General features: G+C 64.8%; 24 protein-coding genes and 1 pseudogene. 10 read left to right on the top strand and 15 right to left on the bottom strand.

The genetic code is table 11. The annotated features are described in order from the left end of the window. Positions 1 to 31: 31 nt before the first annotated feature. The 3 genes from WCE59_RS10520 to WCE59_RS10510 all read right to left on the bottom strand — a co-directional run bounded on the left by WCE59_RS10520 (position 32) and on the right by WCE59_RS10510 (position 6414). The gene (locus WCE59_RS10520; RefSeq protein WP_343258723.1) at positions 32 to 3256 is read right to left on the bottom strand and encodes a M23 family metallopeptidase; all 3225 of its coding nucleotides are present in this window, start codon (positions 3254 to 3256) and stop codon (positions 32 to 34) included. A 91-nt stretch (positions 3257 to 3347) separates the two neighbouring features. Continuing rightward, a complete protein-coding gene (locus WCE59_RS10515) occupies positions 3348 to 3869 on the bottom strand; it encodes a hypothetical protein (protein ID WP_343258722.1) in 522 nt (173 codons plus the stop codon). Between the two features lie 10 nt (positions 3870 to 3879). Further along, the gene (locus WCE59_RS10510) at positions 3880 to 6414 is read right to left on the bottom strand and encodes a type VI secretion system Vgr family protein (RefSeq protein ID WP_343258721.1); all 2535 of its coding nucleotides are present in this window, start codon (positions 6412 to 6414) and stop codon (positions 3880 to 3882) included. 147 nt (positions 6415 to 6561) lie between these two features. Here WCE59_RS10510 and WCE59_RS10505 point away from each other — a divergent pair, with 147 nt between their 5' ends. The 3 genes from WCE59_RS10505 to WCE59_RS10495 all read left to right on the top strand — a co-directional run bounded on the left by WCE59_RS10505 (position 6562) and on the right by WCE59_RS10495 (position 7747). Then, entirely contained in the window at positions 6562 to 7032 is a 471-nt protein-coding gene (locus tag WCE59_RS10505) for a YaiI/YqxD family protein (RefSeq protein WP_343258720.1), read from the top strand. Between the two features lie 90 nt (positions 7033 to 7122). After that, positions 7123 to 7392: a ribbon-helix-helix domain-containing protein gene (locus WCE59_RS10500; RefSeq protein ID WP_343258719.1), complete on the top strand. Its 270-nt coding sequence runs from the start codon at positions 7123 to 7125 to the stop codon at positions 7390 to 7392. Next, positions 7379 to 7747, top strand: coding sequence for a type II toxin-antitoxin system RelE/ParE family toxin (locus WCE59_RS10495; RefSeq protein ID WP_343258718.1), 369 nt, complete (start codon positions 7379 to 7381; stop codon positions 7745 to 7747). The genes WCE59_RS10500 and WCE59_RS10495 overlap by 14 nt, the downstream gene beginning before the upstream one ends. Before the next feature lie 402 nt (positions 7748 to 8149). Here the strand turns inward: WCE59_RS10495 and WCE59_RS10490 are convergent, their stop codons facing one another. The 6 genes and pseudogenes from WCE59_RS10490 to WCE59_RS10465 form a co-directional block, all read right to left on the bottom strand. Then, on the bottom strand, positions 8150 to 8443 hold the full coding sequence (locus tag WCE59_RS10490; protein WP_343258717.1) for a HigA family addiction module antitoxin: 294 nt from the start codon (positions 8441 to 8443) through the stop codon (positions 8150 to 8152). 17 nt (positions 8444 to 8460) lie between these two features. After that, positions 8461 to 8577, bottom strand: a pseudogene (locus WCE59_RS10485) (type II toxin-antitoxin system RelE/ParE family toxin); the annotation flags it as partial. Between the two features lie 40 nt (positions 8578 to 8617). Beyond that, entirely contained in the window at positions 8618 to 9406 is a 789-nt protein-coding gene (locus WCE59_RS10480; protein ID WP_343258716.1) for a MipA/OmpV family protein, read from the bottom strand. A gap of 75 nt (positions 9407 to 9481) precedes the next feature. Then, the gene (locus WCE59_RS10475) at positions 9482 to 9850 is read right to left on the bottom strand and encodes a YajD family HNH nuclease (protein WP_343258715.1); all 369 of its coding nucleotides are present in this window, start codon (positions 9848 to 9850) and stop codon (positions 9482 to 9484) included. Between the two features lie 19 nt (positions 9851 to 9869). Beyond that, positions 9870 to 10430, bottom strand: coding sequence for a type 1 glutamine amidotransferase domain-containing protein (locus tag WCE59_RS10470; protein WP_343258714.1), 561 nt, complete (start codon positions 10428 to 10430; stop codon positions 9870 to 9872). Positions 10431 to 10507: 77 nt separating this feature from the next. Then, complete coding sequence (locus WCE59_RS10465) at positions 10508 to 10966, bottom strand: BON domain-containing protein (RefSeq protein ID WP_343258713.1); 459 nt, start codon at positions 10964 to 10966, stop codon at positions 10508 to 10510. 139 nt (positions 10967 to 11105) lie between these two features. Here WCE59_RS10465 and WCE59_RS10460 point away from each other — a divergent pair, with 139 nt between their 5' ends. Continuing rightward, positions 11106 to 11594, top strand: a complete 489-nt coding sequence (locus WCE59_RS10460) for a GFA family protein (RefSeq protein WP_343258712.1) — start codon at positions 11106 to 11108, stop codon at positions 11592 to 11594. Between the two features lie 28 nt (positions 11595 to 11622). Here the strand turns inward: WCE59_RS10460 and WCE59_RS10455 are convergent, their stop codons facing one another. Next, on the bottom strand, positions 11623 to 11823 hold the full coding sequence (locus WCE59_RS10455) for a hypothetical protein (RefSeq protein WP_343258711.1): 201 nt from the start codon (positions 11821 to 11823) through the stop codon (positions 11623 to 11625). A 125-nt stretch (positions 11824 to 11948) separates the two neighbouring features. Here WCE59_RS10455 and WCE59_RS10450 point away from each other — a divergent pair, with 125 nt between their 5' ends. Continuing rightward, positions 11949 to 12314: an addiction module antidote protein gene (locus WCE59_RS10450; protein WP_343258710.1), complete on the top strand. Its 366-nt coding sequence runs from the start codon at positions 11949 to 11951 to the stop codon at positions 12312 to 12314. 275 nt (positions 12315 to 12589) lie between these two features. On the opposite strand, the gene WCE59_RS10445 is transcribed toward WCE59_RS10450, so the two are convergent. Continuing rightward, the gene (locus WCE59_RS10445) at positions 12590 to 13465 is read right to left on the bottom strand and encodes an ABC transporter substrate-binding protein (RefSeq protein WP_343258709.1); all 876 of its coding nucleotides are present in this window, start codon (positions 13463 to 13465) and stop codon (positions 12590 to 12592) included. A 160-nt stretch (positions 13466 to 13625) separates the two neighbouring features. On the opposite strand from WCE59_RS10445, the gene WCE59_RS10440 reads away from it, so the two are divergent. After that, positions 13626 to 13943 carry an HPF/RaiA family ribosome-associated protein gene (locus tag WCE59_RS10440; protein ID WP_343258708.1) on the top strand — a complete coding sequence of 106 codons (318 nt, stop codon included), beginning with the start codon at positions 13626 to 13628 and terminating at the stop codon, positions 13941 to 13943. A 14-nt stretch (positions 13944 to 13957) separates the two neighbouring features. On the opposite strand, the gene WCE59_RS10435 is transcribed toward WCE59_RS10440, so the two are convergent. After that, positions 13958 to 14911: a glutaminase gene (locus WCE59_RS10435; RefSeq protein ID WP_343258707.1), complete on the bottom strand. Its 954-nt coding sequence runs from the start codon at positions 14909 to 14911 to the stop codon at positions 13958 to 13960. Between the two features lie 128 nt (positions 14912 to 15039). Between WCE59_RS10435 and WCE59_RS10430 the strand changes: the two genes are divergently transcribed. From WCE59_RS10430 to WCE59_RS10420, 3 genes are all read left to right on the top strand, one after another. Next, entirely contained in the window at positions 15040 to 15447 is a 408-nt protein-coding gene (locus tag WCE59_RS10430; protein WP_343258706.1) for a hypothetical protein, read from the top strand. Between the two features lie 119 nt (positions 15448 to 15566). Next, the gene (locus WCE59_RS10425; protein ID WP_343258705.1) at positions 15567 to 17423 is read left to right on the top strand and encodes a glycerophosphodiester phosphodiesterase family protein; all 1857 of its coding nucleotides are present in this window, start codon (positions 15567 to 15569) and stop codon (positions 17421 to 17423) included. A gap of 203 nt (positions 17424 to 17626) precedes the next feature. Further along, entirely contained in the window at positions 17627 to 18337 is a 711-nt protein-coding gene (locus WCE59_RS10420; protein WP_343258704.1) for an SIMPL domain-containing protein, read from the top strand. Between the two features lie 19 nt (positions 18338 to 18356). Here WCE59_RS10420 and WCE59_RS10415 read toward each other — a convergent pair whose 3' ends face one another. Together WCE59_RS10415 and WCE59_RS10410 are read right to left on the bottom strand one after the other, a co-directional pair. Further along, entirely contained in the window at positions 18357 to 19028 is a 672-nt protein-coding gene (locus WCE59_RS10415; RefSeq protein ID WP_343258703.1) for a hypothetical protein, read from the bottom strand. 122 nt (positions 19029 to 19150) lie between these two features. Next, the gene (locus WCE59_RS10410) at positions 19151 to 19519 is read right to left on the bottom strand and encodes a hypothetical protein (RefSeq protein WP_343258702.1); all 369 of its coding nucleotides are present in this window, start codon (positions 19517 to 19519) and stop codon (positions 19151 to 19153) included. A 160-nt stretch (positions 19520 to 19679) separates the two neighbouring features. On the opposite strand from WCE59_RS10410, the gene WCE59_RS10405 reads away from it, so the two are divergent. Then, positions 19680 to 20486: a DUF3883 domain-containing protein gene (locus WCE59_RS10405; protein WP_343258701.1), complete on the top strand. Its 807-nt coding sequence runs from the start codon at positions 19680 to 19682 to the stop codon at positions 20484 to 20486. Between the two features lie 210 nt (positions 20487 to 20696). On the opposite strand, the gene WCE59_RS10400 is transcribed toward WCE59_RS10405, so the two are convergent. Continuing rightward, on the bottom strand, positions 20697 to 20792 hold the full coding sequence (locus WCE59_RS10400; protein ID WP_343257374.1) for an integrase core domain-containing protein: 96 nt from the start codon (positions 20790 to 20792) through the stop codon (positions 20697 to 20699). Between the last annotated feature and the right edge of the window lie 2 nt (positions 20793 to 20794).

Raw genomic sequence — 20794 nt, 5'->3', positions numbered from 1 at the left:
AAGGATAAGAACCAGTGAGAGCGTGGCGACCCTATAACTGGCAGATAGACTTATCATGGACATCCTCCAACAGTTTGAAGTTGGCATTGGAACGCTTCGCAGAGTAGCCACTTTCGGAAGCCGAGTAAGGCTCGCGTTGGATGATTCCCATCCGGCGACTCATCGCATCTGCGCGCCAACGACTGTTAGCCGTTCGGGCGCGCTCCTGCACGATGATCTCTAGGAACTTGGCCTGTGTGCTCGGGCGTTCATCACCGTAGCGCTTTCTGGCCGCGGCAAGCGAACCACTTTTGTCGATCGTGCCCTGCTGTACGCTCAGATCGTATAAGGCGGCATAAGTGCCCACGTGCACTTCCTGCATCAGATCGGGAGCGATGCCACGCATCAAGGTGATCGCCTTCACCACGTTCTCATGGTAATCGAGCACAGCACCAAGCTGAATCTCTTGAAATGCAGGGATGTCTCCCAGGTTATTGAAAGCCTGCGACCAAGCGGTGCGGTTGGTACGCAAGAGATTTCGCGCCCAAGTCAGCTGCGCTTGCTGATTCTGGTTGCGGAGAGCCGTTTCCAGAGTCTGATAGTCGGAACCGACGGGGAAAGCGGCTGCGAACGCGGTTGGATCGCGATTGTACATCTGCAGCAGTAAAGGCCCGAGCGTGTTCTGGCCGAAGTTCCATTGGATCAATCCGAACGAAGTGCCCTGCCCATCAAAATCATCTGCGAGCGCATGATAATCCAGATTTGAACGACCTTCGTAGCCACCGCTGACCCGCAACGCGATTTCCTGTGCTTCTTTCAAAGGGAAGCAGCTGTTCGAGGTTGTGCCATGGAAATTTTTCACCAGTGCAACAGGGTGGATGCAATGCACGTGCGTCGATTCAGGAAAGCCCTCGAGTCCCGAAGCTTCTTCCCACCACATCAACTGTTTGATTCGATCCTTCTCCGCCTTCCAGTCGTCGGCATACTCACCGTCCATCAGCTCATCCAGGGCGGTCCATTTGGACATGTCGCCGCCCCATTCGGTCTCGTAGCTTGCGATCAGGTGCGAAATTGCTTGTGACAGCCAGGGGCGGCGAAGCCCCGCACGCATCTCTTCGCGGGTAACCCCATCGCGTTTGTCTACATCCAGTGCATCACGCAGCCGTTGGAAAAGTTCACTTTTCTCGACGGCATCTGCGATCGCCTCAAAGTCTTCTGCAGATGTGGTCTCCTTGTTGACCTGCAGACTGTGCCTGTAGTGATCCGCGTTACTGCCTCGCTCATTGACGATCTCGAAGCCCGGCCAGGCCCAGCACGAACAAAGTTCCACGTTGGCTTGTCCGGTCTCCCTGGCCCATGCAGTCGCACTACCCCCACCTTCGAGACCTACTTCGACCTCCCACCATCGCTTGCCTTCATCATCAGTAAGCGTCTCCGGAAGCCCGGTGATCCGCGCCACCCGGGGAAAGCCCGCCGTTGGCCCATTGTCAGCAGAGGGGTCGAGAGGAAATCTCGACCAGGCGTTGAGCGTGCGGCCATGCTCTACGCGAGCGCCGGAAAGGTCGGTACGCTTGATCCACACCTTGGTCGCGGTAGGGGACGCCACTTCGCGATCGGGATATCCCGCACGGCCGGTGGAGTCCAAGGCATTGAAGGCTTCCAGCGTTATCGCACCGCCACTGCGGTCGAGTATGCGGAGCAGGTGCTTGCTGCCGTCATAGGTCCGGGTGGCATCCCCGCTGTACGCGCCGAGCGCAGAGCGTGGAATAACACTTACGCTGCCGATCGTCGCCTGGATCCACTCAGCCTCCTCGTCGCCAGCGTCCAAGATCAGCACTTCGTTCGCGAGGACAGGGCGATCAGGCTCTAAAGGCAAGGCCAGCTTGGCACCGCGCTTGACGTACAGCAGGTCCTTGGCAGCATCCGGCAGCTCCCGGTCACGTTCGCGACTGCGTCGGAGAAACTCCTTGAGTTCGTCACCGGCAAAAACTTCCAGGTGCAACAGAGGACGATGAGAGCAGAATGGCCCCGCGTCGCGACGACGTCGGTACTGTCCAAGATGCCCGAGAAACTCACCCGAGGCGACGCTGACCGGCTCCTCCAGAATATGCACGGAATCGGTAGTGGCGGGTTCACGGATGTCGACCTTGGTCAGCTCAGGAGTGTAGATCCAGCCCTGAGGTGCATCTTCCGACGGCGTGTTGACCGGGTCGATGGCGGGACCGCCCTCTTCGTAGCTCTCGATTTTGCGCCAGTTACCAGTCCCCGACGTGCTGAGCCTTACCCCGGGCGGTAGCCAGCCGATGACGGGCGTACTGCTGCTCGAGCCACGACGGACCCTGATGCCCTTGCGCTTGTCCTGGGGGTTGTAAGGGTTGCGGTCCACGGCTTTGCTGCCGACGGAGAAGCTACTGTCGGGAGCGCTCCAATAACCCGGTCGCGGCTTGTCTTCCGGATAGTCGTCCACCCTTGCCAAGTGCATGTAAAGGCTGAAGAAAGTAAGGGATTCATCATCGGCCTTGCTTTCGTCATCGGCAGCCGCGGAATGCGATTTCCCAACACTCCCCTCGCTGCCAGCCTTGTCCTCTGGCGGAGGCGGCAGCTGGAGTTTGTGGCGAACAAGGACGAACCCGCTGGAATACTCGGCCTCGCCGGTGGAGTAGCCGGTGACCGGGTACTTTGAGTCCACCCGATACGCCAGCACCTCCCCCGCAGTCAGGCTGTGTACGCCCTTTTCCTGATCAAGGTGCGCGCCCGTATTCCGATCAAAATGGACTCCACCGTGCCAGATCCCACTGAGGCCAATCGGATAGAAGCCGCTCTCAGCCCCGGAAAGTGCCTCGTAGTACAGCTCGGGAAGTCCTTTATCGGAATCACGCTCTTTGGCTGGGAACGGATATGACCAGTCCCCAGAGGTGTTGTCGGCCTGAACCTCTACAGGGAAATCGAATGTGGCGGGGTCGACGGGAGTACCGTCGACGATCACTTCGAAATGAAGGTGGGGACCGGTGCTTCCGCCAGTGCTTCCGACCTCGCCGATGGTCTGCCCTTGGACAACGGTCTGGCCAATCGAAATGGGAGACTGGACGCGCATATGCGCATAGCGCGTACTGACCGTCTGCCCATTGATCTCATGCTCGATCAGCAAGAACCATCCCCACCCCGTACCGCTGGCGGCGTTGTACTGGTGTCGATTCTCGATGACACGCCCGCCAGCCGCCGCGGGAATTGGAGTTCCACTGTCAGCTGGCCAGTCATCTCCCGCGTGGCCGGTCATGGCTCCGGTAATGGGATGGCGGCGACGTCCGAACGTCCGATTACCTCTGCGGAACAGCGGACCGGGATTGTAAGCAGGCATATGGCGCCTCTCAGTCGGGTTTCGTGCAGATGAGGACCGAGGCCGAATCATCGGCCGGGTCCTGGACAAGCTCAGGCTCGACGCCAAGCCGTGAATTTGTGGATTCGCGGAAATCCTTTCCAAGCCTTGCCATCAGCGTCGACCTGCCCTCCTCGAGATCAGCATCGAAATAGAGCGCGAACACCGGCAGAGTCGTGCTCGGAACCGCCAGGCGGGTCACATCGAGCCCGTGGAACTGCTCATCAATGCAATAGGTCACCAGCGTTTCGGACACATCACAGCGGCGGTCTTCAATCGTCAGCAGGTACGGGTTGGACGTCGTATTCGTGTATTCGTCGACGAACAGGTCCCCAAGGTCGCAGGTGGTGAAACCCCGCGTGGCTTGCTCAAACAGAGAAGGCGGCTTAGTCGGCGCGACAGGCTCAGTGGGCATTTTGCCGACTTGATCGCTGCCACAACCCGGAAGTGCGGCAGACACCAGCAGGACGACCGCCAGGATGCCGTTGGCATGCAGAGTCTGAAGATGCAGCATGAGGTAACCCCTAATCGGAGAAGCTGAGAAAACGGCGGTGCTCGATGTTGACCAGACCATCGGGAAGCGACAGATCCACGTTGCCGCTCGCCCCACCTCTGAACGGCCCCTGCGCCCCCTTCACCGTAAAATTCCCCGGACACTCGAAGGTGATATTCCCGCCTTCCAGCGTCACCCGGGTTTCGCCGGCCTGCAGCACGATCTTTTCCTTCGCCAGCACGTCAATCCGCTCGTCAGTGGCGGTGACGGTGACTGACTTGTCTGCCAGCACTTCCAGCTCACCGGTATGCGCCTGCAGGCTGACGGGACCGTTGGCGGCGATGGCGCGGATGGGGCCGGCGTGGGCGTAGAGGGCTGCGTGTTGGCCGCTGACGCTGGAAAAGGTCTGGCCGGCCGCCAGATGGGCATCCTGCTGGGCGGTCAGGTGCAGCGCTCCGCCGGCGAATGCGACGGCGCTCTTTGGCGTGGCGAAGGCGATGGACTCCGGCGATTCGGCGATCAGCTTGGCATCGGCGAAGCGTTCCACCGGATCTTCGCCGGGCTCGCGACTGCCCGGGGCGGGCTTCATGACACTCTGCCCCCCAACGCTGCCGCTGTAGCGGCCCTGCTCTTCCGGGTCGATGGCTTCGCGCAGGACGGTCAGCTGCTCGTTCGCGCTGAAGCCCGGCACCTGCTGCTGCTCCAGGGTGTCGTGCAGCGCTTCGGCGGTGCGCTCGGCACCCTTGAGCTGGGCGACGGCTTCACCGATATCCAGTTGGGTCGAGGCACCTTCCGGTCGGGCGCTGGTGGAAAGCAGCAGACCCTGGCCGGCGTGTACGTTGCCCCAGCCTTCGGTGGCCAGCTCAACGCCCTCCCCGCGCAGGCCACCGCGGCTGCTGCCCTGATGGTCAATCAGATATCCCAGCTCCAGCCGGCTGTCGGCAAGCGTGGTATGCAGCCGCGTGCGCAGCTGGCCGGGGGTGTCGTCGATCAGCCACTGCTGGGTGCTGGCACCGTCGTGCGACTGCGTATGCAGGCCGCTGAGGGTGCCGGGATGGTTGTCGGCTCCGTCGATGCCGCCACCAAAAGGCGGTGCGACCTCGCAGTTGTAGAGCTGGCCGGTGATGCGCGGCTGGTCGATGTCGCCATGGGCAAACTCCACCAGCACTTCGGCGCCGATACGCGGCAGAAAGTGGCTGCCCCAGTTGGGCCCGGCGATCCATTCGGCCACCGGCACCCACGTGCCACTGGTGTGGTCGCCCGGCGCATGACCTGCATGGCTGCTGGCTGTCTCGACAAGCCCGCCGGCATGCGGCGCCGGACCGCGCTGCCAGGCGAACTGGATGCGCACCTGATGATCGCGATTGGGCGTGACCGCCGCATCCGGCAAGCCCACGACCCGCGCGGTCTGCGGCCCATGCGCGGTCGGGCGCACCTGCGGCAGCGGTGCGATCGGCACGCCGGCCGGGGTGGCGATGAACCGGTTGCGATAGCTGCCCTGCTCCAGCTCCGGCGCGCCCAGCAACGCGGTGATGCCTGCGCCCAGGTTGTTTACCCCCACGTGCACCACGTTGAGCGGAACGAATCCGGCGCCCTCGTGCACGTTGTGCTGCACCAGCGAGTACGTCACCCCCGCGGCCAACTCACGCACGCTGCCACTGCCGCCGTACAGATCCTGTGCCAGGCGCAGTGCGTCCAGCCGGTGCTCGGCTTCGGCCTGCGCGTGCGTGCTGTCTTCAAAGCGGCCGTCACGGGGCTGGGTATACACCTCCAGCGCCGGCAGGCTTCCGGCATTGGCCTCAGCCAAACCAGTGGTGCTCGCCAGCCGTTCGCTGTGCCAGCTGCCCACCTGACTGCGGTTGGGCACCAGCTGGCGCCGGCGCGTAAACGCACTGATGGCGTCGTCGCGCTCGGTGGCGTCGGTGCGGTGGAACCGCAGCGCGCGACCTTCCGGCAGCTCGGTCTGCTGGTCGAAGATCACCAGCGTATGACCCGCCTCCGCGCCGTCCTCCTCGTCCGCCTGGGCGTGCTCGTAGCGCCAGGCCAGCCCGGATTCGGACAGCAGGCGGGTGGCGAACTCCCAGTCGCTCTCGCGATACTGGGTGGTGATCGCGCGCACCGGCATGTGGCGGGTGACATCGAAACGCCAGTCGGCCTGCGGATAGTCGGCGAACAGCTGCTCCAGCAACCCCTGCAGATCAAGATCCTGGAACACCAGCGCGTTGCGGCGGTGAGTCAGCAACGCGGTCCACGGCTCGATCAGCAGCCGGTAGCGGGCCAGACCGCCGTCGCCGCCCAGCGGTGCGACTGCGGTACACAGCCCGTGCCAGCGACGCTTCTGCCCGTCCGCGCGCGCCAACCGGAGCGCCAGCGGCTTGCCGAGCAGTTCATCGGGATCAAGAAACGCGCTGGTGGCCAGCACATCCACGTCGAAGCGAAACGGCGCGCACACCGCCTCGCTGCCTTCAAAGCGCTCCACCACCAACCCCTCCACCGGGGCATCCAGCTGGATCAGTCGCGCGTGCTGGGAGGGTGTGGCCAGGGCGGCAAGCGCCTGGTGGGCCATCAACCCAATGTCCGGGTACGTCCTTTGTACGGCCATCGGTGCATCCTGCAATCCGGAATGACAGACGGAAAGCGTGGGAGACGGGCCGCGTCCTGTCAACTGCGCTGGTGACAGTGAGTCCTGCCATGGCCGGGTTACCCTGCCCCCATGCCCAATACTGAAATCCCGGCGCCCCGGATCTGGGTCGACGCCGACGCCTGCCCCGGCCCCATCAAGGACATTCTGTTCCGAGCGGCCGAGCGCGCAAAGGTGTCGGTGACCCTGATCGCCAACCAGTGGCTCAGCACGCCCGGTTCGCGCTTTATCCGCGCGCTCCAGGTACAGGGTGGCTACGACACCGCCGACGATGCCATCGTCGACCGCGTCGAACGTGGCGACCTGGTCGTCACCCAGGACATCCCCCTCGCCGCCCGCGTCCTGGAAAAAGGCGCTGAAGCCGTCAACCCCCGCGGTGAGCCATTCACGACCAACAACATCGCCGAACGGCTGTCGGTGCGGAACTTCATGGAGGAGCTGCGCGGCGCCGGCGTGCAGACCGGCGGGCCGGCGGCGTTCAGCGCACGGGACCGTCAGGCGTTTGCGAACCAGCTGGACAGGTGGTTGGCACGGCGCCGATAGCCGCTGACCTCGGTGCGAATCGGGGCAACAGTTGCGAACTATGGCTTTCGCTGTGCGACAATCTGCAGGAAGTAGCTCCGGAGCCTTTCCATGTCTGAACGCATCAACGCCCGCCTGTCCCGGCCCTTGGCCGAGTTCGTGGCGCGAATGGTCGGTGAAACGGGTCTTTACGAAACGCCCAGTGAGTATGTGCGCGACCTGATCCGTCGAGATATGGAACGACGTGACGATCAGGGCATGCAGGACGCAATTCTCACCGGTTACCGCGACCTGGCAGCGGGTCGCGTGTTTACCTCCAGCGGCGACTTCAAAGCCGACATGGCGGCGCTTGACCGCAAGGAAGCCGATGGCTGGCAATGACCGGCCATCACCTGCTGCATTCCTCCTCACCCGGAACGCCGCAATGGATCTGCGCCGCATCCATGCGCGCTCACGCCGCGAGTGGGGTGATGCCGTGGCCGATCGGTACCTCACCGAGCTTTACGAGGTAATGGCAGACGCAGCCCGCACACCGGAAAAGGGCCGCTTGCGGCAGTATCGTTCGGCGCCATTCATGATGGTCCCTGCACGAAAGCACTTCGTGATCTACGAGTTGGTGCCGCAGGGGATTGTCGTGCTGACGGTGCAGCTCCAAGTGCGCGGTATCGAAACCCTGATCGCCGAACTGACTCCAAGATTTCACGCTGAAGTGGAACGGCTGAAACAGAAGGAATGAAAAGGCGCCGAAAGCGCCTGCGCAGGCTGGGCCGGAAGTAATCCAATCCGATTTCCCGTCGCCAGGCCCATTTTTCACGCTCCCGCCCGCACCCGGTCCGCATGCTGATCCGTCCCACCCACATTCCCGAAGTGGAGGACGTCATGGACCAGCTGCACAGCCACACCGCGCACGCGCCGCAGCCCACACCCCCGGATCCGGTACCGGGCCAGGTGCCCAACCCGGGCAGAGACCCGACACCTGACCAACCCGTTGATCCGGTACCCGATCAACCGGTTGACCCGACGATTCCCCCGATCCGCGATCCCATCCCGGGCGGAACGCCAGACGATCACCCCATCCGCGATCCCGATCCAAACCCAAGGGACCCGCCGCGCCACTGATACCGGAAATCGGGACCCCTTACGCCGCCAGCCGCTCAATCCGGGACGCCGCATCGCCCAGCGCGCGATGTGCTTCCTCCAGGTCGAAATCCGCCTGTAGTCCAAGCCAAAATCGCTCGCTTGTGCCGAATACCGCGGCCAGGCGAACCGCGGTATCGGCGCTGATCCCGCGCTTGCCGAGCACAATCTCGTTGATCCGGCGCGGCGGCACGCCAGCCGCGCGCGCTACTGCGTTCTGGCTGAGCCCCATCGGGTCGAGGAACTCATGCTTCAGCACTTCGCCGGGATGGATATTTGGCAGGGTCTTCTTCATAGGAACACTCCCAATGCTCAGTGGTAATCGACGATTTCCACGCCGTAGGCATCGCCATCCTTCCATTGAAAGCAAATACGCCATTGCTCGTTGATCCGGATGCTGTGTTGGCCACGGAGGTCGTTATATAACGCAAAGCGTTATGGGGGCTGCAACGGACCTCAGCCCAGCGCATCAAAACCGATAGGCCATGCCGACGTTGACCGACAGCACGCCGTCGGCACCACGCTCGAGCAGCGGGCTGTCGCCCAGCTCGCTGGGCAGGAACCGATAGCGCGCCCCAGCGTGCAGGCGCCAGCGCTCGCTGACCCGACGGGTGACCATCACGCCGGCATCCGGCACCACGGCGTCGCCGGGATCGTAGGCGGTGACGCCGCGGGCAACTTCCCGGTCCAGCGTGCCGAAGTAATAGCCGGACAGGTCCGAGGACATCCAGCTCACACCTACGCCCGGCAGCCAGGTCCACGCGCCCGCTTGGACGGGATACACATAGTTAACGGCAACCTCCTGTCCGCCGCCGGCATCGCTGATATCCGTCACCGCCTGCACGCGCACGCGCCCGTAAGCACCTGCCCAAGCCAGACCGATACCGGCGTCCAGACCATGGTCGCGATCGCTGAGCAGGCTCGCATCCACGCCGTTGGCCGCAAGACCGGACGCGCTGAGGTCGTCGATATCGAAGCCATCCAGCCGCGCGGATGCCAACGCATCAACCTGGAAGGTGCCCGTGTTGACCAGGTGGAACACGCCAGTGAGACCTCGCAACGAGAAGCGCTCGCCCTCATAACCGAAGGCCGGCACCGGCAGCACGCGGGTGCCTTCACCCACGTAGGGGCTGTCGGCGGCGATGACCACCGCGCCGAGCGACCAGCCGCCTCGCTCGGCGCCGGGGCGGTCCTGGGCAAGAGCCAAGCACGGCACGAAAACGAGAGCGGAGGTGAGCACGGCAAGGGTGGATTTCATCGGTCATCCAGAATGGAGGGCACTCCGCCGCCTCACGGCAGCGGCGGAAAAACAGTAACCGGTAAGGAGCTCGCCTCAACCATCCTTCCTGAGCAGCGACGCCAACCCCGCAAACGGGGTGGACGTTGACGCGGCGGGCGCGTCTTCCGCGTCACCTGCACCCACGCCGGTGTAGTCGAGCTGGCGCGAGTGCTCGTTGTCGTGGCAGTACACGCACAACAACTCCCAGTTGCTGCCGTCTGCCGGGTTGTCGTCGTGGTTGTGGTTGCGGTGGTGGACCGTCAGCTCCTGTACGTTGGCGCGGGTGAACTCGCGTGCGCAGCGGCCGCAGATCCACGGGTACATCTTCAGCGCACGCTCGCGGTAGCCCTTGGCGCGCGCGTCGGCGCTGCGCCGGGCTTCGGCGACGATGCGGTCAAGCTTGGCGTTGTCGGGGGTGCTCATGGCGCCAAGTATTACAGGCTCAACCCTCCGGTGGATGCCGCCCCTCGGCGAACTCCTCCACGATCTTGCGGCAGAACGCCGGCAGATCATCGGGATTGCGGCTGGAGACCAGCCCGTTGTCGACCACCACCTCCTCGTCCACCACATCGGCGCCGGCGTTGCGAAGGTCGGTGCGCACGCTAGGCCAGGATGTCATGCGGCGCCCGCGCACCACGTCGGCCTCGATCATCACCCACGGTCCGTGGCAGATCACGCCCACCGGCTTGCCGCTCTTGACGAAGTCGCGCACGAAATTCACCGCGTCCTCGTCCATGCGCAGCGCGTCGGGATTGAACACCCCGCCGGGCAGGATCAGCGCATCGAATTTGTCGATGCTGGCGTCGGCAACTTTTCCGTCGACTTTGAATTTGTCGCCGGGCTCGTCGTGGTGCACACCCTGGATTTCGCCGTCCTTGATCGACAGCAGACGCACCGTGGCGCCCGCCGCCTCCACCGCCTTGCGCGGCTCGGTCAACTCCACCTGCTCCACGCCGTCGGTGGCGAGGATGGCGACGGTTCTGTTTTCGAGACTCTTTGTCATGGGGCCTCCTGTAAAACCAAAAGCGCCGCCCACCCTCCGGTGCACGGCGCGTTCTTCTGCGGCTTACCGGTCAGCGATCAGCGAACGGTCAGGCCGGCTGTCTGGACGTCGGTCACGCCCTCGATATCGCGTGCGATCCGGGTGGCATGATCGATCTGGGACTGCTCATCGACCTGCCCCGTCAGCGTCACCACGCCATTGAGGGTTTCGACCTCAACGTCCAGTCCCGCGACGTCGGAGTCGGCCAGCAGCGAGGACTTCACCTTCGTGGTGATCCAGGTGTCATCGATCGGCTGATCGGAGTCCTGACCATCACCGATGCGGCCGTCGGTCAGGTTGCGGTCCTGCGCGGCCTCTCCATAGGTGGTCTGATCCTGCGGCATCGTCCCGGCCGGCGGTGTGGTCGTCTGTGCGTCGCGCTCGGCGGCCGTCTGCATGTCGGTGCGGTCATCAACGCGGTTGTCGCAACCCACGGAGAACGCCAGGGCGGAGGTCAGGGCAATCGCGAGGGGGATGCGGGTCTTGATTGCATTCATATCTGTTGCTCCGGGGAGAGAGGGGCCAATACTGGACCCGGCGTTGTCCACAAGCCGTGACAGGCCTGGCCGGCGTGGCAGATCTTTAACAGCCGCTGCGGTACACCTTCCCCCAGGACCAACGCGGGAGTGCCGTGACATGAAACTGGAAGGCTCGTGCCACTGCGGCAAGGTGCGGTTCCACTGTGAGGCGTACGCGCCAGTCCCATTCCTGCACTGCTATTGCTCGATCTGCCGCAAGACCGCCGGCGGCAGTGGCAGCGCGATCAACCTGGGGGCGCGTGCGGACACGCTGGAGGTCGAAGGGCGCGAACACCTGGGCGTGTACCAGGCAAAGATCCGCGACGACGAAGGCGGCTGCCAGATCAGCTCCGGCCGCCGCCACTTCTGTACGGCCTGCGGCAGCGCCCTGTGGCTGTTCGACCCGCAGTCGCCTGATCTGGTCCATCCGCACGCCTCGGCCATCGACACCCCGCTGCCCAAACCGCCCGAGCGGATGCACATGCTGTTGGACTCAAAGGCCAACTGGGTGCAGGTACCGGACGGGGAGAACGACGTGCGGCTACAGCACTATCCCGAAGAATCGCTGGAAGCGTGGCATCGGCGACAAGGATTGCTGGAAGGCTGAAGCGCCACCCGTTCCCTATCTGCAGCAGCTACCTCAGCTGCAGCTCAACCCGGTTCCTGAGCACCAGCTGGGGGATCCCCTCACGCTGCCCAACCTCGGCAAAGGCGCAGATATCGCGACCTTCCAGGCCCTGATCCAGCAAGGGGAGGAATTCGGCCCGCTCGCCCTGCCAGATCACCAGATCCACGCGCTGCCGGGATGGAAAGGACTGGCCAATGGTGATGAACACCGGACGCCCACGGACGTCATCGCGAATGGCGACCCGGGCCACCGGCCCCGCGATCGCGACAACCTCGCCGACGCGCTCTTGGGCGACAGGCCAAGGAAGCGGCTCCGCGCAGGAGCTGCCCGCAAGTGGTGGCGCGGGCTGAACGGGCACGGGTTGGACGGGCGCAGCCTCGCGGGCGGGCTGCGGGCTGCTCTGCGAAACCGCAGGCGCCGCTATCTATCGCCGGCTATCTTGAATCCGTGCTGGAAAGCGGCGATCTGCGGGCATTGCCCATCGCCTTGCGCACCGTGGCCGAAGCGATGGGCGGCATGACCGCCTTGGCAGCACGTACGGGATTGAGTCGGGAAACCCTCTATCGCACGCTCTCGGAAAAGGGCAATCCGCGCCTCGACACCCTGACGGCGATCCTCACAGCGTTCGGACTCCGACTCGCGGTAGCGCCTGCCAGCGCAAACCATGCCGCTGATCCGCGAGCCGCCACAGGCTGCTAAGCCCCAATCAAAGCGGGATGCGCCGCCAGGATCGACTGATCAGCAAGCCTAACTGGGCGTTGGCTCGCGCCAGTTTTTCGCGCTCCAGCCGGTGATAGTGGTCCACGCAATTCAAAGCAGAAAGATCCCCGGCCTGGTATCAGGCGTGCGCACGGGCCACTCGGGGCACAGGGCTTCGACCACCTCCATGAGTTCAAACAACACAACGAACGGGTCCTCATGCGCCGGCGCATAGGGCACGTCGTCTTCGCGAACGAGGACAGGCTCGGGCCTGATCACGAATAAAGCGCCACATACCCCTCGCGGTCCACTTGGCTCAAACCCATCCGGTCGAACTGCTCCCACATGCCCTGCCAGCGCGCGGCATCGCGCTGCACGGGGCCGACCAGGCGCGGGCAGGTGTCGGCGATGATGGCGTCCATCAGTTCTGTCGGCTGCGTGCCGCTGTAGCGGTACCAGAGCTCCGCGGCCTGGGCGGGATCATCGCGGCACAGGCTGGCGCCCTGCCCGACCAGCCCGACCACCTTTTCCACCACGTCACCGTGCCGCGCCAGGAAGTCCGCGGAGGTGAACAGCTCCAGCGCCGAGAAGTTGTGCAGGCCCACCTCGCCGGTGGTGATGAAGTCCGCATCCAGCCCCGCCAGCTTCGCTTCCACGCCCTCGAAGTTGGCGAAGCACAGCCAGGCGCCATCAAAACCGGCGCGCAGGTTGTCCAGGTGTTCGAAACCGGCCTCTTCAATCCGCACCTGGGCGGGATCGAACGACGCGCTCCGGGCCGCACACCAGCGCGCAAGAATCTCCACCGCGATCGCATCGGTCACCCCGCCCGCGACCGGCGACGCCAGTCGCACCGTTTCACCCCGAAGCAGGCGCTCACCGGCTGCGCGCTGCAGCAGGATGCCGCCGTCCGTCTCGAAAAAACAGCCCAGCGCCTTCAGACCCGGGCGATGCGCATCGATCATGTGCAGCGGCTCGTTGCAGGCAAAAGCCACCTCGCCCGCAACCGTCTCGGCCAGCCCGTCGTAATGGTCGTCCGGAACCAGCAGCTCCAGGTCCAGACCCGCATCCCGGTACCAGCCAAGCTCGATGCCCGCGATCAGCGGCAGGTGGTCGGGGTTGAGGAACCATTCAAGCGACAACTGGAGTTTCATGGAGGCATCAGTGCGGTTTTGAAGGGGAACGGATTGTCGCATGTGGCCCCAGCGGCGCTGCGCTGCCGAGGCCACGCCGCACCAACACCGGGTCGGGTAGAGTTAAATCAGGTGACAGAACCTGACCCCGTCAACGGGGTCACCCAGAGGAGAAAACGATTTGAAGATCCAGCTGAACACAGACAACCAGATTGACGGCACCGACGCCCTCGAAGAGCGCGTGAGCGGGATGATCGAGCAGTACCTGGGGCGTTTTTCCACCCGGCTGACCCGACTTGAGGTATTCCTGTCGGACAACAACTCGCCCATCAAGGGCGGTCCGCACAACAAGCGCTGTGCCCTGGAAGCCCGCCCGCGCGACGGCGACCCGATCGGCGCCAGCCATGACGACGAAGACGTGGAAAAGGCCATCCGCGGCGCCGCCGACAAGCTCCGCACCAAGCTCGACACCTGGGTGGAGAAGCAGCGGGGCTACTGAGCCCCCGCCCATGTTCAGAACACCGCCAGATCCGTCATCCGCGAGAACCGGTGCAGCGCATAGCGGCCGAGCTGGGAATTGCCTTTTTCATCAAGCCCCGGCGACCACACGCACAGGCCCATCACGTGCGGCACCACGGCCACGATCCCGCCGCTCACCCCGCTCTTGGCCGGCAGCCCCACGTAGAAGGCGAAGTCACCTGCGGCATCGTAGGTGCCGGCGGTCATCATCATGGCGTTGATGCGCGTGGCATCTTCCGCGCTGATCACCTGCTCGCCGGAAACGGCGCAGTGCCCGTCGTCCGCCAGGTACTGCACGCTGCGCGCCAGGTCCACGCAGTGCATGTTCAGCGAGCACTGCAGGTAGTAGAGGTCCAGCACGTCCTGCACGTCGTTGTTGAGATTGTCGAAGCTGCGCAGGAAGTTGGCCATCGCCACGTTGCGGTGCCCGCTCTCGCGCTCGGACTTCGCAAGCGCCTCGTCCATGCCGATATCCGGATCGCCGGCCCGTGCGCGCATGAAATCCATCAGCGTCTTTTCCGCATCGTCATATTTCGAAAGCAGCACGTCCGTGCAGACGAGCGCCCCGGCATTCATGAACGGATTGCGCGGAATCCCCTGCTCCAGCTCAAGCTGGATCAGCGAGTTGAACGAATCACCGGAAGGCTCCCGGTCCACCCGTGTCCACAGCTCGTCGCCCACCGCATCCAGCGCCAGCGTGAGCGTGTGCACCTTGGACACGCTCTGGATCGAGAACCGCTCGCGCGAATCCCCCACCTCATGGACCGTGCCATCCAGCAGCGCCAAGGCCATGCCGAACTGGTCCTTGGGCACGTCGGCCAGCGAGGGGATGTAATCGGCCACCTCGCCCTCGCCGAAACGCTTGCGCACCTCCTCGTTGATGGTGCCGAGGATGTCGTCGAGGTCGAGCCGACTGAGGTCGTAGGGATTCTTTGGAGGCCTGGGCATTGCGCGGGTCACAAAACGGGGCCGCACAGTCTACTTCCCACCCGTTTTTTCCGAACCCCTTGCATCTGGCGGCACGCCCCGGCCTGCCCTAGGATGCACTCCGGACATCGCCCGCATGGAGCAACGCCGTGACCCTGAAACTTCCTTCCGCCTGCCTGGCACTCGCCGCCGGCCTGATGGCCGCGCCCATCGCCGCCAACGAACCGGTCCACGACCCGGTCGGCTTCGGCGCCAAACAGCCGATCCCGGCAACCCTGACCCTGAATCACTCCGCCGAGGGCCGCAACGCGCGGCTGAACCCCGTCTACAACCACTACCGGCCCAAGGTGGTCTTCGGCGGCCGCGAAGTGCCCTGCGGAATGAAATTCGCACCCGGCCTGCGCACCATTTCTCCCGGCGAATCCGGCGAGGTACATCTGGAATGCAGGGAGCCGGTTGCCGTGCCCCGCGCGGGCACGCGCCTGACCGTCCGCGAAGGGAAGGACGTCGGGTACGTCGACGTGCACCTGCCGCCCGTCCCAGCCGACGCGCCTTGAAGATCCTTCCGGCGCTTACCGCGGCGATGCAGGTGGACTGGACCATGCAGGGCCACTGATGCGCCGGGGCAGCGAATAGAGCGCCGAGTCCGACCCTCGCCGCGCTGTACGCTGCACGCATGCAACCCCCGTCCCCGCCCGGCGCGCCTGGTCCCGACGCCGATGACCGCGCCCTGCTGCGCGGCATCCTGGTGCACGACATCCGTCGTGACCTGCGCCGCCACCTGCGCCCGATGCTGGCCTGGTACCTGCTGTTCACCCTCTTCGCGACGGTGGCGGCGGCGCCGCTGACCACGTGGTCGCTGGCGGCGCTCCTGCACTGGATCGAACGCCCCTTCTCCGGCCACCTCGGTGGCGTGCTCGACAACCTGCTGGCGCTGGTTTGGATCATGCTGGCCGGCGCCCTGTCCTGGTACGTGGTCATGCTGCAGCAGGCCGGCATGCTGCTGGTCTCCGCCAGCCACGGCGCCCGCTACCGCGTGGCGGCGAAGGCCCTGCTGGGCATGCTCCGCCGCGCCCTCCCGCTGGCCGCGCTAGCCGCCCTGCAGGTGATCGCCCACGCCATCCTGGCGCTGCCGTGGCTGCTGATCGGCGCCGCACTCTACTGGCTGCTGCTTCGCGGCTACGACCCCTACTTCGTGCTGGTGGCGCGGCCCGCGGCACTGTGGTGGTTCCTGGGCGGCTTCCTGCCCGTGCTCGCGATCGGCCTGCTGCTGCACACCACGCTGTACTTCCGATGGCTGCTCGCCACGCCGGCGCTGGTGCTGGAGGGGCGCTCCCCGCTCGCCGCACTGCGCCGCAGCCGCACGCTCACCCGCGGCCGCCACCTCCGCATCGCCGCGCTGGTGGCCAGCGTCGCACTCACGGTCGCTGCCCTGCCGCTGGCCGTGACCTGGCTCTACCAGCAGGCCGCGACCCCGCTGCTGGACTGGCTTCCCCAACACCGTCTGCTGCTGAGCCTCGGGATGCTGGCCTACCTCACGCTGCACGCCGCGACGGTGCTGGGCGCGCTGCTGCTGGGCACCACCTTGAACACGCTGCTGGTGCGCGCCCTGTTCCACCGGCTGGGCGGCACGCGGTGGCCCCGGGCCGTGGACGCCACGCCGCACCAGCCGGGGCGGCTGGTGTGGGGTGCAGAAGCCGCGTTCCTGGTGATCGCGCTGGTGCAGGCCAGCATCGCGGTGGGCAGCATGAACCTGCGCCGCGACATCACCGTGACCGCGCACCGTGGGGCCGCGACGATGGCCCCGGAAAACACCCTCGCAGCGTTCCAGGCGGCGATCGACGCCGGCGCGGACGCCATCGAGTTCGACGTGCGTCTGAGCGCCGACGGCGCCGTGGTCGTGTTCCATGACAGCGATTTCCGCAGGGTCGCCAACGACCCGCGCAGCGTGCTTCAGACGCCGCTGGCGGACATGCGCGAGATCGACGTCGGCAGCTGGTTCGATCCACGCTTCTCGGGCGAACGCATCCAGACCCTGGCCGAAGCCCTCGCCTTCATCGACCGCCGCGCGCTTGCCTTGGTGGAGCTCAAGCCCGACCCACGCAACGCCGAGGCACTCCTCGCCGCCACCCTGCGCGAGATCCGGCGCAACGGCTACCAGGATGCCGTGGTGCTAGCCTCGCTTTCCCCGGACCTTATCCGCGCCGCGCGGGCCGCCGCCCCCGAGGCACGGCTGGCCCTGTTCGCGAACGCCGCCCTGCCGGGCACCGCGCGCCGGACCGACTTCGACATGCTCGGCCTCAACCACCTGCAGGTCGACGCGGCCGCGGTCGCGGAGGCGCGCCGCCGCGGCTACCTGCTGCAGGCATGGACGGTGAACGACCCGGTGCGCATGGCGCGCTACATGGATCTGGGCGTCGACGACATCAGTACCGACGTCCCGGACCTCGCGGTGCGGCTGCGCGCCGAACGGGCCGCGTTGACCGACGTCGAGCTGCTGCTAGTGCGCCTGCACAGCTGGTTCCGGCGCTGAAGTACCCCGCCGCACGCGCTACCAGCGGCTGCGCTTCATCCATGCGGGCATTGCACCGTCCGGCAGCTTGCGCGTGGCGACGGCAGTCCTCGCCCGTCCTGCGGGTGGCTCAGAAAAACACCGCTGGTGCCCGACCCGCTGTACGCTTCCCAAAACACGGAGGGGACACCATGCGGAAAGCAACAATGGCTGGCGCGGGTCATATGAATCAGTGGATCGCTGCCCTGCTCTTCCTCCTGTTCGCCACCGCCGCGCCAGCGGCTACGCCTCTGCCAGATGCCCCACACGTGGTGGTCCAGGGCGAAGGCCTGGTCAGCGTGGCCCCGGATTCGGCAACCGTCACCATGGTGGTTCGCCACCGCTCTGCAGATGGCGCAGAAGCCAAGCGGGTCGTCGACCGCGCAGTCGAGGCTCTGCTGCAGGCTGCGCCCCGGTTCGATTTGAAGGCCGATGACCTCACCGCCTCTGACATCTCCCTGCGCGAGGAGATCGAATATGGCGTCGACGATCGCCGCCTGTCCCCGGTCTTCATCGGCAGCCGCGAGGTAAAGACCCGCATCAACGACCTCGACAGGCTCGGCGCGTGGATGGACGCCGCACTGGCCGCGGGCTTTACCGATATCGCCGACATCAGCTTCAAATCGAGTCGCGAAGCCACCCTGCGCGAAGAAGCGCGGGCACTGGCCGTGGGCGATGCCAAAGAAAAGGCGTCCGGCCTGGCCGTCGCCTTCGGTGGCGCGCTCGGCCCGGTGTACAGCATCAACAGCCTCAACTCCATGCAGGCACACGGCTACGGCAACACCACGCTCGATCGGGTGATGGTGACCGGCTCACGGATGGACAGCGGCCGCTACCTGCAGCCGCAGATCGACTTCACGGAGCGGGTTTCGGCGGTGTTTGAGATTTCGCGTTAGAAGTCGCCTGGCGCCCGCCTCACATCTCAGGCGTTGAAGCCTCAAGAATCCGCCGTGCGGCCTCACGCCGTTCCGCACGGCGGCGGGCGTCTTCCTCGTTCCAGGGGCGCATGGTGGTCTGGGCTTCCCGGTGCTGCTGGCGGATATCCGCTGGAATCACGTCCATCTGCCTGGGACGCTGCGCCAGCGCACGCTCTCCCGGCGGCAGCTGACAGTTGCGCGTCAGCGTCTGCATCTCGTCAGCGGAGCGCGCTACCGCACTCTGCAGATTCACCACCACGCCGAGCGTATCTCCCAGCGGCTCCAGCGCACCGCACACGCGGTCGATCATGGCCTGCGTGCGCAATTCGTAGCCATCCACGCGAACCAGCAGATGGTCCCGATCAACCCAGCCCGCAGACCGCACCCCTTCAACCCGCATCACCGCAGCCCGCGCAGGCTCCTGCTCGATCCACCGCATGGGGTCCGGCAGGCGCATGGCGAGGCGCAGATCTTCCTGCATCGCCGCCGCATGCTTCTGGATTCCCTCCTGGTCACCGCGCAGGGCCGCTGCGCGGATCGCGGCGAGACGTGCCGCGTTTTGCAGGCCGTCCGGTGGCTGTCCGGCCTGGCGCTGCTGGCCCTCGTCCGGATCGCGCTCAAAGGAACACGCTGAAACCAGCAGTCCCAGCGCGGCCAGCAGCATCAACACGAATAGCTGCCTACACCTGTGAGTCCCTGCTTCCCATCTGTGCACGGCTGTCCCCTGCCCCACGTTCCTACCCGGATTCTGCCACGACTGCCGCCGCACCCGTTCCGCGGGGAAAGTACGAACTAAAGATCGCAATTCGGCGACAACCGAACATCCCACCGACGAGCGGCCCCCTCCATCCGGGCCAGCATCGCGTCCAAACTTCCCCACTCTGACAGATCGCCTTCAGCCCCCTTCGGCTGCCGCAGGCAGACGAACTCATGGAACGCGTGATCCAGATCAGAAGGACCATCCTCCACCGCCTCCCAGTGCTCCATGCAAAGCGATGGCACGCCGATCTGCTCGGCGACAAACTGGCCATCTGACTCAAGGCACAGCCGGATCTTGGCGTCCGCCCGCTCCTCCCAGCCCGTCAGCCTCAGCTGGCCAAACGTCTTGAAGTTGCCGCCGTCGCGGTACATGTATTCAAAGATGCAGTCGCCGCCGCTCATGTGCGTTCCTCTTTGCAGTTCGGCCGCCCACACTAAAAGCCTTGTGTCGCAGCGACTGCGATTCCCGCACCAGGCTCGACGCGCTAACCTGGGGCGCTTGAGTCAGGGGGAACGCATGGCATTTGGAACGCATTGGAGTCGCGAGGAGGTAGAAGCCTGTGTGGCTGACTATCTCAGGATGTTGACGCTTGAGCTCAACGGCCAGCGGTACAGCAAGACCGCGCAAGCCAATGCCCTCATGCGTCTGCTGAGCGGACGCAGCCGGCAGTCGGTGGAGTTCAAGCACGCCAACATCAGTGCGGTGATGATTGAGCTCGGCTATCCGTACATTGATGGCTATAAGCCCCGGGCCAACTATCAGGCAATGCTGTTTGAGGCCGTCGAGCAACAGCTCGCGCAGAACCCAGATATCCAAGCGGCTGTAGAAGCCGCCGTAGTACGTCCGGCAGCGACGGTGGAGGTGGAAGACCACATGAGCGTGTGGGTGCCCAAACCGAAAGTGGCGCGGCTTCAGCAGAAGTCGCCGGACTACAAGCCCAATTTCTCACCTGCCAGACGCGACTACCTCGCGCAAGAAGCGCGCAACCGCTCGCTCGGACAAGCCGGGGAGATTTTTACTGCCGAGATCGAAGCCCGACGCCTGCATGATTTGGGCAAGAAAAACCTTGCCGACCGGGTAGAGCACGTGGCCCGAACCCAAGGCGACGGGCTGGGCTATGACGTTCTCTCGTTCGAAACTGACGGTCGCGAGCGTCTGATTGAGGTCAAGTCGACTACGTTCGGCCAGCTCACACCGTTCTACGTCACCCGGAACGAGGTGGCGCGCTCTGAAATGGATTCTGAGGCTTACCACGTGTACCGCGTGTTCGACTTCCGAAACCGCCCGCGCGTGTTTGCAGTCCCTGGTGCGATTTCCGCTTCCTGTGATCTGCAGGTCGTGTCGTATCTGGCGAGATTAATTACCTAACACCCGACCAGATACGCTGAGCGCCCCGTCAAAGGCAGCCTCTTGCGTGTGTGATGCAGAACAGGAGCTTTTGACTGTGTGTCCGCCGCCGTCCCGACTATGGACATTGGCGACTCAAGGGCGTGGACAAGGCGCGCCCACACCGGGCGCGGTGATCTAGCCTCATTGCTCCCCTGCTCCGCTGTAATGACCCAGCGGTTTCTGCACAGGTCAGGTCGCTAAAGCATAAGCCTCAGCGGGTGTCTTCATGCCCAGCGCCTGATGTGGGCGCCGGAAGTTGTAGAACTGGATCCAGTCACTCAGCACGC

It is taken from the genome of Luteimonas qiangzhengi, from assembly GCF_039548515.1.
Classification (GTDB): domain Bacteria; phylum Pseudomonadota; class Gammaproteobacteria; order Xanthomonadales; family Xanthomonadaceae; genus Luteimonas.
This window is presented reverse-complemented; position numbering and strand designations above follow the sequence as displayed.